Annotated in this window: 11 protein-coding genes; 7 read left to right on the top strand and 4 right to left on the bottom strand. The window is 62.0% G+C overall.

What is annotated here, in order from left to right; genetic code table 11:
• Positions 1-22 precede the first annotated feature (22 nt).
• Positions 23-547: a nitroreductase family protein gene (locus QMF81_RS00560; protein WP_281751017.1), complete on the bottom strand. Its 525-nt coding sequence runs from the start codon at positions 545-547 to the stop codon at positions 23-25.
• 301 nt (positions 548-848) lie between these two features.
• On the opposite strand from QMF81_RS00560, the gene QMF81_RS00555 reads away from it, so the two are divergent.
• Positions 849-1,328 carry a CinA family protein gene (locus QMF81_RS00555; protein WP_281751016.1) on the top strand — a complete coding sequence of 160 codons (480 nt, stop codon included), beginning with the start codon at positions 849-851 and terminating at the stop codon, positions 1,326-1,328.
• Here the strand turns inward: QMF81_RS00555 and QMF81_RS00550 are convergent.
• Positions 1,325-1,744: a hypothetical protein gene (locus QMF81_RS00550; protein WP_281751015.1), complete on the bottom strand. Its 420-nt coding sequence runs from the start codon at positions 1,742-1,744 to the stop codon at positions 1,325-1,327. The genes QMF81_RS00555 and QMF81_RS00550 overlap by 4 nt on opposite strands.
• 170 nt (positions 1,745-1,914) lie before the next feature.
• Between QMF81_RS00550 and QMF81_RS00545 the strand changes: the two genes are divergently transcribed.
• The 5 genes from QMF81_RS00545 to QMF81_RS00525 all read left to right on the top strand — a co-directional run bounded on the left by QMF81_RS00545 (position 1,915) and on the right by QMF81_RS00525 (position 6,953).
• Positions 1,915-2,520, top strand: a complete 606-nt coding sequence (locus QMF81_RS00545; RefSeq protein ID WP_281751014.1) for an L-threonylcarbamoyladenylate synthase — start codon at positions 1,915-1,917, stop codon at positions 2,518-2,520.
• A 391-nt stretch (positions 2,521-2,911) separates the two neighbouring features.
• Complete coding sequence (locus QMF81_RS00540; RefSeq protein WP_281751013.1) at positions 2,912-4,477, top strand: ATP-binding protein; 1,566 nt, start codon at positions 2,912-2,914, stop codon at positions 4,475-4,477.
• 206 nt (positions 4,478-4,683) lie between these two features.
• Entirely contained in the window at positions 4,684-5,145 is a 462-nt protein-coding gene (locus QMF81_RS00535; protein WP_281751012.1) for an NUDIX hydrolase, read from the top strand.
• Entirely contained in the window at positions 5,126-6,640 is a 1,515-nt protein-coding gene (glgA, locus tag QMF81_RS00530) for a glycogen synthase GlgA (RefSeq protein ID WP_281752876.1), read from the top strand. Before QMF81_RS00535 ends, glgA begins: the two co-directional genes overlap by 20 nt.
• Complete coding sequence (locus QMF81_RS00525) at positions 6,630-6,953, top strand: isoamylase early set domain-containing protein (protein WP_281751011.1); 324 nt, start codon at positions 6,630-6,632, stop codon at positions 6,951-6,953. The genes glgA and QMF81_RS00525 overlap by 11 nt, the downstream gene beginning before the upstream one ends.
• Here the strand turns inward: QMF81_RS00525 and QMF81_RS00520 are convergent, their stop codons facing one another.
• Positions 6,954-8,384 carry a GGDEF domain-containing protein gene (locus tag QMF81_RS00520; RefSeq protein WP_281751010.1) on the bottom strand — a complete coding sequence of 477 codons (1,431 nt, stop codon included), beginning with the start codon at positions 8,382-8,384 and terminating at the stop codon, positions 6,954-6,956.
• A gap of 152 nt (positions 8,385-8,536) precedes the next feature.
• Positions 8,537-9,622 (bottom strand): A/G-specific adenine glycosylase, encoded by a 1,086-nt coding sequence (locus QMF81_RS00515; protein WP_281751009.1) that lies wholly within the window; start codon positions 9,620-9,622, stop codon positions 8,537-8,539.
• Between the two features lie 45 nt (positions 9,623-9,667).
• On the opposite strand from QMF81_RS00515, the gene QMF81_RS00510 reads away from it, so the two are divergent.
• Positions 9,668-10,681 (top strand): glycosyltransferase, encoded by a 1,014-nt coding sequence (locus QMF81_RS00510; RefSeq protein ID WP_281751008.1) that lies wholly within the window; start codon positions 9,668-9,670, stop codon positions 10,679-10,681.
• Positions 10,682-10,693: the final 12 nt, after the last annotated feature.

The following is a 10,693-nucleotide window of genomic DNA, read 5'->3' as shown; positions in this document are numbered from 1 at the left end:
CCTCGATATGATCTTTTTTTCGTTATTTCCACGGAGTATTCCAGCTATTGTGGTGCACGCGGGCGGGGTCGAAGCGATCCGCGGCGCTGGGATGTTGCGCCGGGTGCCCCACGGGGATGAAGGCCAGGGGAACGATGTGCTGCGGCAAAGAGAAGCGCTCCCGGAAGCGGGCCACCCGGCCTTCGTCGGGGTAGATGCCTGTCCATACCGCACCCAGCCCAAGGCCATGGGCTGCCAGGAGGAGATTCTGTACTGCCGCGGCGCAGTCCTGGACCCAAAATCCCGGGTACTTTTCGCGCGAGAGGTCTCCGCATACAAGGATCCCCACCGCGGCCTCCCGGCTCATGGCGGCGTAGGGATGGATCTCGGGGATTTGCGCCAAGATGTTGCGGTCATCCACGACAATGAGTTGCCATGGCTGGGCATTGCCGGCACTGGGCGCCATCATGGCGGCCTGAAGGAGCGTCCGGATCTGGTCTGGACTGACAGGCTCAGGAGTGAATTTACGAATACTGCGCCGGGTGCGAATGGCGTCGAAGACGTTCATCGGTAAGCTCCTTGGGGAATTGCGAGGACATGGAGGACATCACGCGAGATGTCTTTTTTTTGAGAGATTGCTAGGCGAAGTCAAGGGTATTTCTGGTACAGCCTTCCACCCCTAGGGCAATCGCATTCGGGCAGGCATTGCTTTATATTCATGGACGTTGTCCTGTTGGGCATATTTTGTCATATTATTGATTTTAAATGGTTTATTTTGAAATGCGCTTGTCCTGCTCCCCCCTTGGGGGCATGAGGAAGTTGAAGGCCGAGCAGCGGAGGAAATTTTGCGATTGGCGAGGTACGCGCGCATGGATGATCTGTGGTATTCATTGGCCGCGCAGGTTGGCGAGATCGCCCGCCGGCATGGGGCGATGCTGGCTACCGCGGAGTCATGTACCGGCGGCTTGGTGGCAGGGGCGCTTACGGCAGTGCCGGGAAGCTCGGAGTGGTTCGCCGGTGGGATCGTGGCCTATGCCAATGCCGTGAAGACCGCGGTGCTGGGGGTGCCGCAGGAAGTTCTTGCCGTCCATGGCGCGGTGAGCTCCGAGTGCGTCACCGCCATGGCCCAAGGGGTATGCCGGTTGCTTGGGGCGTCTGCTGCCGTGGCCATTTCCGGCATCGCCGGCCCGGGAGGAGGAACTCCCGTCAAGCCGGTGGGCTTGGTGTGGATGGCGTGGGTTGTGGACGGAGCCTGTGCGGCGCGTTCCTTTCATTTTTCCGGAGACCGCGCCGCTGTGCGTGCCGCCGCCGTGCGGGCGGCACTTGTCGGGCTTGGAGAGCGGCTTTAGAGGTAGTCCCCGCGGTTGAACTTGATTTCTTCTGCGGCGCCGAGCACTTCTAGTTCGTTGACCATCTCGTGCAGCCGGGCGTCTAGGTTGGGGGCAGCACTGGCGGTTTCTTTGACCGCGGCGAGGTTGTGGTGGATGGCGCTCAAGATGGCATGTCCCTGCTTGAGATCCGCTTGCTCCACGGAGGAGGCATAGGCGTCCCATTGATCCATGAGTGCGGTGAGCTGCTTCATGACCGTACGCTCCGTCTCCTGCGCCAGGGCGGCTTGAATTCCGAGGACCGCCGGGGGCATGGGCGGCTGGGCTGCGGCTGGGGCTTGCGTATGCTGCGCAAGTACCGAGGCGAAATCGTCGCTGGCCTTGGTCTTGGCCGCGGGGGACTGCTGCTGGGTGGCGGTGATGGCAGTGATTTTCATGGCCGTCTCCTTGGAAGATGCTCGGAAAATAGCAAAGATCTTGCCAGGGCGCTTCATGCCTTGATGGCTGCGGCTGCTGTGCTGGGATGGACGGGTATGCCGGTAAATTTTGCCGCATGTTCTGGCAAGGGGAGAAGGCACTCTGGATGACGGTACCGATGGAAGAAGCGATGCAGTGGGATTCTGTGGATCAGGCCGTGGCCTGGCTGCGCGGGGGCGGATGCGTGGTATATCCCACGGAGACCTTGTATGCCCTGGGGTGTTTGGCCACGGAATCTCGTGCCTGCGCCATGGTGGCGCGGCGCAAAAGCCGGCCGGAAGGCAAGCCGTTTCCCCTCATTGTTTCGGGCTGGGAGATGGTTCAGAAATTTTTTCTCTTGCCGGAAGCGGCGCGCGCCCTTGCCCGGGCCTTTTGGCCAGGACCACTCACCATGGTGCTTGCGTGCCGTCAGGCGCTGGCACCTGAGACCATGGACGCGCAAGGCCGGGCGGCGGTACGCATGACCCCGCACCCTGTGGCGGCAGCCTTGTGTCTGGGCTGCAACGCGCCGCTGGTGGCCACTAGCGCGAACATGAGCGGAGCTCCTGCTCCGGCGCGGCCCGAAGAGGTGGACCGGGCGGTGCTGGGCGAAGACATCCCGCTGGTGACCACCCGCCCCTGGCCGGCAGGGGGCAAGCCCTCCACCATCGTGGCCGTGGAGCACGGCACGATCCGGGTGCTGCGGGAAGGGGCCGTGGCGCGGGCGCAATTGGCGGCGTGGGGCGATGTGGTTTAATATTTTTACGGTGAATCAAGATGGCAAAGGGGCTGGGTACAAAAGTTTGTACGTCATCATCCCAGACACGGCTCCGGAAGTGCCCATGTGCCCTTGGTTGCAGGGAGAACGGGTCCTTTGGCCCAACCCTTGCTAGAAAAAAAACGAACTTCCTCCTTTTGCCAAAGCCGGCCTGTGTGGTATGATGCACAGGCCGGTTTTGCTTTTGGGATTAGGGAGGGCGCGGTGTGCCGCGTCGTCCATGGCCCCTATAGGGATAGATTCCTGCAGCATACGGAGTCTCGTGTGGTGTATCGCTTGGAGTCCCTTGCGGATACGCTGGCCAAGTGCTTTGACTTTTCCCTTGGCCAGGGTATCCAGTGGCCATATCTTTGCTTATCCCGAGGTGGTTATGGAGCGCAAGAAACTGCCCATCGGCATCCAGACCTTTGCCGAGATCCGGCGCGAAGGATATTACTACGTGGACAAGACGCCTTTTGTGGCGCGCCTTGCCGAAAGCGGGAAGTACTACTTCCTCTCGCGGCCGCGGCGCTTCGGCAAAAGCCTCTTCCTCGATACCCTGGCCGAGGCCTTTGCGGCAAACCGTGCGCTCTTTTCCGGCCTCTATCTGGAAAATCATTGGGACTGGGAGAAGCGCCATCCGGTGATCCGGCTCTCCTTTGCCGAGGGGCGGCTGCAGCAGGAAGCCCAGTTGGAAGAACACATCCACGAGATCCTGACGGAAAATGCGCGGCGCCTCGGGGTGTCCATCGATCCTGCGCCCAAAGACGTCCATCTGCGCTTCGGTCAGCTCATCAGCCGCGCTGCAGAACAGCATGGGCGCCAGGCCGTGGTGCTCATCGACGAGTACGACAAACCCATCCTCGATAACCTCACCGATCCGGACACGGCGCGGGCCATGCGCGAGGGCCTGCGCAACCTCTACTCCGTGCTCAAGGGCCGGGATGCAGACCTGCGCTTCGTGTTTTTGACCGGAGTCTCCAAGTTCAGCAAAGTGAGCCTCTTTTCCGGGCTCAACAACCTCTATGACCTCACCGTGGATGCCTCGGTGGCCACCATTTGCGGCTACACCGAAGACGATCTGGACACGGTCTTTGCCCCGGAGTTCGCTGCGGCCGCCAAGGAAGGCCGCGCCCTTGATCGCGATGCCGTGCGCGCCTGGTACAACGGCTACCGCTGGGGAAGCGAAGCGAGCGTCTACAATCCCTTCGATGTGCTGCTGCTCCTGCGCCAACGGGAATTTCGCGCCTGGTGGTTCGAGACCGCCACGCCCACCTTTCTCGTGGAGCGGCTCATGCGCCATCAGTTCTTCACCCCGCGTCTCGAGCGCCTTTATGCCAGCGAGGCCCTGCTCTCCGCCTTCGATGTGGATGGTATCGAACCTGAGGCGCTTTTGTGGCAGACCGGGTATCTCACCATCGGCGAGGTGCTGCGCGAAGGGGACCTCCTCCTCTATGGACTCACCCTCCCCAACCGCGAGGTGCGCATGGCCCTCAATACGGCCCTGACCCGCGCCTTGGTGCCCGGTTTTCGCGACGAAGCATCGCTTTTCGTGCTGCGCATCCTGCGAAGCGGCGACGCCCACGCCCTGGGCGAGCACATGATGCGCCTTTTTGCGGGCATCCCCGCGGACTGGTACCGCAAAAACCCCATGGCCCGGTACGAAGGCTATTTTGCCAGCGTGTTCTATAGTCACCTGGCGGCGGTGGGGGTCACCATCATCCCGGAGGACGTGAGCCACCTGGGCCGCTGCGACCTCACCGTGCGGGCAGGAGACGTCGCCTGGGTCCTGGAATTCAAAGTGGTGGACGGCGAAGCCCCCACCGGCGCGGCCCTCGCCCAGCTCAAGAAGAAAGACTACGCTGCCAAATACCGGGCCCCGGGGATCACCGTCATCGAGGTGGGCGTGGAGTTCAGCACGGTAAAACGTCAGATCGTGGGCTGGGAGGTAGCGTAACTCGGTGTTTTTTGGATATTCTCTGTGCTTCCTCAAACAGATCAAGTTTCCTCGCTTTTGCCAAAATCGGCCTGTGCAGTGTGATGCCTTGGCCGATTTTGCTTTGGGGAGCTCAAGGCCTTGTGGCAATGCCGTGACGAAATCTCGCTCCCAGCTTGCTTTCTTGGTCGGTTTTGGTAGGCATGAATACAAAAGGAGGCCCAACGATGCCTGCGTGCCCCTATTGCGGCAGGGAAATTCCCCCGCGCAACCCCTATCCTACCGTGGACGTCGTTCTCTACCATCCTGAGCGGGGCGTGGTGCTGGTGGAGCGCGCCAATCCCCCCCATGGCTGGGCCTTGCCTGGCGGGTTCGTGGATTACGGCGAGAGTGTGGAGACCGCGGCGCGGCGGGAAGTGCTCGAGGAAACGGGCATTGAGGTGCAGGGGCTTGTTTTGCTGGGGGTGTACTCGGACCCGGGCCGGGACCCCCGCTTCCATACCATGAGCACCGTGTTCGTGGCGCGGGTTTCGGATCACGCTTCCCCCAGGGGCGGCGATGACGCCCGCTGTGCCCGTTTTTTCCCGCTTCAGGCACTTCCTCCCCTGGCCTTTGACCACCGCCAGATCCTTGAGGATTTTGTGCGTCATCTCGAACAAGGAGCCTATGATGCCCTCACCGCCGCATGATGTCGTGCTCATCACGTCGGAAATCTTTCCGTTTTCCAAAAGCGGTGGTTTGGCGGATGTGTTGGGTGCCTTGCCGGTGGCCTTGCGGCAGTTGGGGGTGCGGGTGGCGGTGATCACCCCCCTGTATGGCCGTCTGAGCACGGGAAAATATCCTGTGCACTTGGTGTCCGAAGATTGTCCCGTAGGCTTTCCCTGGCCGGAGACGACCTTTGACGTGTATGCGGCGGACTATCACGGTGTGGCCGTGTACTTTATCGATCGACCGGAATACTTTGACCGCCGGGGGTACTACTGCACTTCCAAAGGCGATTATTTCGATAATGGGGAACGCTTCATCTTTTTCTGCCGGGCGGCGCTTTCCATTATCCGAAATATGAATTTGGGTGCCCGTATCGTCCATGCCCATGATTGGCACGCGGCACTTACCATGGCGTATATCCATTTCGCGAGGACTGTGGATCCATTTTGGAGGAATGTGCATACGGTATTTACTATCCACAACTTGGCGTATCAGGGCCGGTTTTCCTACCGGCTTTTTGCCATGTCTGGTCTCCCCTTGGAGGCATGGCATATGGATGGTGTCGAGTTTTATAGCAGCTTCAATTATATGAAGGCAGGAATCGCCTACGCGGATCGTATCACCACGGTGAGCCCGAGCTATGCGGAGGAGATCCTGACCCATGAGTTTGGCTGCGGTATGGAAGGTCTGCTCCAGCGCCGCCGGGCCGTGGTGCGCGGAATCCTCAACGGAATGGATGGGGAAGTCTGGAATCCGGCTCGAGATCCGTTTCTCCCTTGCTGCTACGATGCTGCAGATCTGAACGGAAAAATGCAGTGTAAGGCATACATGCTGGAGCGGGTGGGGCTTTCGGCGTATTTTCTGGACCGGCCTGTGCTCGGGTTTGTGGGGCGGCTGCGCGGGCAAAAAGGCATCGATATGGTGCTCGATGCCCTGCCCATGCTCATGGCCCTCGACGTGGGTTTGGTGGTCTTGGGGGAAGGCAATCCCTCGCACGAGGCCCGGCTTTTTCAGGCGGTGGAAGACTATCCCGGCCAGGTGGCCGCGGTGGTGGGGTATACGGAAGAGATGGCCCATGTCATCCAGGCAGGGACGGACATCTTTCTCATGCCCTCCCGCTATGAACCGTGCGGGCTTACCCAGATGTATAGCCTGCGCTACGGCACGATCCCGGTGGCCACTGCCGTGGGAGGCTTGCGGGACACCATCGTCCCCTATCCGCTGGAGGACGCTACGGGATTCATGTTTGCCCCCGCCACGGCGGACCGCTTGGTGGAAACGGTGCGGGAGGCCGTCCAGGTGTGGTACGATCGCGACACCTGGGGAGAGATGCAGCGCCGAGCCATGGGGAGTGATTTTTCCTGGGAACGTTCAGCGCGGCAGTACGTGGCGCTGTACCAAGAGCTTTGTCCCGATTTGGAGTGTACGTCGGTGGCGAAGAAGGTGTCACCAAAGGGGGATCCCAATGGCTATTGAAAAGAAGTACCTGAAGTCCAAAAAGAAATTTAAGGTCACCTTTACGCTTTCCGCAGAAGAGAGCGGCGGGGCGACGAGCGCCGCCCTGGTGGGGGAATTTACCCGGTGGATGGACGGGGCCTTGCCCATGCAGCGGGACAAGCAAGGGAATTTTCGCGCCGTGGTGGAGCTCCCCGGCGGCCGGCGGTATGCCTTCCGCTATCTGCTCGATGGCAGTCGCTGGGAAAACGATTGGAAGGCCGACGCCTACCGGTATTGTCCCTTTGCCGCTGCGGACAACTCCATCCTCGATCTCACCGAGATCCCGTCCTAGCTACGAGTGGGCGCAGATCGGGGTCGAGGCGTCGCACACGGACGAGACGCACACCATGTTGCGGCCGCTGGTCTTGGCCCGGTAGAGGGCCTGATCGGCCTCGTGCACCAGGGCCTCCGGCGGGGTGACAGCCCCGGGGCGCATGCCGGCGACGCCGATGGAGGCCGTCACCCGGAAGGTCTTGCCCTCGAAGGAAAAGCGTTCCTGGGCAATGAGGCTGCGGATGCGCTCGGCGAGAATCCACGCCTGCTCTTCACCGGTCTGCGGCAAGAGGACGATGAATTCTTCGCCGCCGAACCGGGCCGGGAAGTCCGATTCCCGTAAGGTGCGCTGCAGCAATTGCCCCACGCGGGCAAGCACCATGTCTCCAGCCAAGTGGCCGTAAGTATCGTTGACGGCCTTGAAGAAATCGAGGTCCAGCATGAGCAGGCTGAGTTCCTGGGCGTGCCGCTGGTGACGTTTCATCTCCTCCCGCAGCCGTTTGTCGAAGGCATGGCGGTTGGCGATGTGGGTCAGGCCGTCGTGGTCCGCCATGGCCTTGACGCGGCGAAAGCGCAGGGCGTTGTGCAGGGCCAGGGCCACGTGGTTGGCTGCGGCGTGCAGGGTGCGCAATCGATCTCGCCCCAAGGTGTGGGCCCCTTGGGTGCAGAGTACGAGGGCGCCGAAGGTCCCCCCCTGGGTCGTCTGGAGGGTCTGGGTAAAGAGTTCGGCCTTGTGTGGGGGGTGCTGCAAAGGCTCTCCCCATCTGAGGACTTCCCGCCGAAAGGCCGTGGCGATGCCGCCGCCTAGCCGTTCCATGACGTGGCCGAGATGATTGATCCATTGCTCCTGGAGTTCCGGGGCCCCGTGGGGGAGGAGGAAATCCGCTTCCAGGCCATTTTCCGTGGATTCCCAAAGAACTGCGGCGGCTTGGTGCACGGGCACCAGGGTGGTGAGGGCATGGAGGTAGGAGGCGAGCACCTGCTGGATCTCCAGGGTGGCCGATGCGTTGCGCAGCACGCCGTTGAGAAAGGCGAGTTCTTCGTTTTTGCGCACCAAGAGTTCCCGCTCCAGGGTGATCTCTTTGGCCATATTGCGCATGTCCGCGCTGATCTGGAACATCTCCCGCAGTTGCGTGATGAGGACGGTGATCTTTTCCGTGGTCAAGGGAAGCGTCACCACCGCCACGAAGCGGCCGGCGGCAAAAAGTTCCAGGGCGTGCTCGGCGGTGGTGTCCGCCACCAGCACGCAGGCAAGCCCGCCCTGTTCCAGGATACGGCGGGTGTTGCGCGGTACGGAGTCCCACGTGGACGCTGCCACGAAAACGACCGCATCTTCACGAAGATCCGCGAGCTTTGCAGGCTCGGCGGCGGCCAAGGGGGCGGTCAGCATGACTTCGAGGGCCTGGGCGATGGCCAAAGGAAGTCCAAGAGACCAATAGGACTGCGGCATGAGATACCTCCTGGGCAAGGAGTATGCAAAAAGGTTGCCGCAGAAAAAGATCTTTGGATATCCAAAGGATGGATGATGGGGTGACGATGGGGCCGTGGGGCGTGTCAGGGGCCTGACGGTGGGAAGCGTGTGCCCCGAGACGTGCAGAGATGTCAGCCCCGATGGGGATGATCCTGCTCGCGGCTTAAGGCCTCCACCAATTTGCGGTGTCCGGCGGGAAAGGGCAGGGCGCGCACCTCGTCCCAGGTGGCCCAGCGGGCGGTTTCCGCCTCGGTGAGGGTCAGGTGGTTGGGGTCGCTTGCAAGGCGCACTTCGAAGGCGTGCAGCGTGACGCGGTACTGCATATAGCTATGCCGGAAGACACCCAGCAGTCGAGGCGCTTGCACCGTCAGGCCGGTTTCTTCGGCGATCTCCCGGCACACGGCGGCTTCCGGCCGCTCGCCCGCCTCCACCACGCCGCCGGGAAATTCCCACAGCCCGCCCCACACGTCGTCTCGGCGTCGCTGCTGCACGAGCACCCGGCCTTGGTGCCAGATGAGGCCTGTGGCCATGGTGATGCGGATCACCTGGGGCCGTGGCAGCCGTACGGGGAGCTCCTGGGTGGTGCCGTCCTGGGCGGCGCGGCATTGCGGCGCCATCGGGCAGCCCTCGCAGCGGGGCTGCCGCGGGGTGCAGATGAGGGCCCCCAGTTCCATGAGTCCTTGGTTGAAGAAGCGTGCCTGGCCAGAGGGCAGATGTTCGCGGCAGAAGGCCGCCACGGCCTGCCGGGTATCCGTGGCGGTGACAGGAGTCCGGATGGCGCGAAGCCGCGTCACCACCCGCAGTACATTGGCGTCTACCACAGGCACGTCCTGATTGTAGGCGATGCTGGCAATGGCTGCGGCCACATAGGGGCCGATGCCGGGAAGACGGCAGAGCAGCCGCGGGTGGGAGGGGAGTTGGGCGTCCAAATCCTGGCACAGGACGCGGGCACAGGCCATGAGGTGGTGGGCGCGGCGGTAATAGCCAAGCCCTTCCCAGAGTTTGAGCACCAGCGCCTCTGGCGCGGCGGCCAAGGCCGGGATATGGGGAATTTGGGCGACAAAGCGCGTAAAATAAGGCACGACCCGATCCATTTGCGTCTGTTGGGCCATGATCTCCGCCAGCCATACGTGGTACGGATCGTTGGTGGTGCGCCAGGGAAGCGGCCGGGCGTTTTCTGCAAACCAATGAATGAGGGTATGCGCAAAGGGCGTCATGCCGCATGCATGACGCGACGTCCGGTCTTTTGTAAAGGGAGGGATATGGGAAAACCTCGTGTTTCCGTTGTGTTGCCATGCTACCAGGCCGAGGACACCTTGCCGGCGTGTCTCGAGAGCCTCCTTGCACAGACCTTGGGCGACCTGGAAGTTATCGCCGTCGACGATGGTTCCAGGGATGCCACGGCCGAGGTCTTGCGGCGCTACGCCCGCTGGGACACTCGCGTGCGGCCGTTTTTCCGACCCCACGAGGGATTCGTGGCCACGGTCAATTTTGGTTTGGCCCAAAGTCAGGGGGAGTTTGTCGCCCGCATGGACGCCGATGACGTGTGCCTGCCGGCGCGGTTGGCCGAGCAGGCGCATTTTTTGGATGCGCACCCGCATATCGGCCTGGTGGGGTGTTTGGTGCGTTTTGGCGGGGACGCGGTGCGTGCCCGTGGGTACCAGGCGTACGTGGAGTGGACCAACTCGGTGGTGGACGAGGAGTCCATCTCCCGCTCCCGCTTCATCGAATCTCCCTTCGCCCATCCCAGCCTCATGTGGCGTCGGCCTCTTGTCAGCCGCTTGGGGGGCTTCTATGAGGGGCCCTTCCCCGAGGATTACGAGCCCATCTTGCGCTGGCTCGATGCGGGGGTCCGCATGGCCAAGGTGCCGCAGGAGCTCCTTGTCTGGAACGACCCGCCCACGCGGCTGTCGCGCACGGATCCGCGCTATGATTCCGAGGCCTTTTACGCCATCAAGGCCCGGTATTTGGCCCGTTGGCTCCATAGCCAAGGACACGAGCGCGTCGCCGTGGTGGGTGCCGGGCGGCTTTCCCGGCGGCGGGCCCTGCTTTTGGAGGCCCATGGGGTGGAGATCCGGTATTTTCTCGATGTGGATCCGGCAAAAATCGGCAAGACGCTTGCGGGAAAGCCCGTATTTTCGTGGTATGCAATGGAGTCTGCCGGGCAGGACTTCCTTGTATCGTATGTGGGAGGCCGTGGAGGACGGGAACGCGTGGCCGCGTTTTTGGAACGCCGCGGCTACGAGGCAGGTCGCCACTATATTTTGGCGGCATAAACCCTTATCAAG

It is taken from the genome of Thermodesulfomicrobium sp. WS, assembly GCF_027925145.1.
In the GTDB taxonomy this organism is placed as follows: domain Bacteria; phylum Desulfobacterota; class Desulfovibrionia; order Desulfovibrionales; family Desulfomicrobiaceae; genus Thermodesulfomicrobium.
This window is presented reverse-complemented; position numbering and strand designations above follow the sequence as displayed.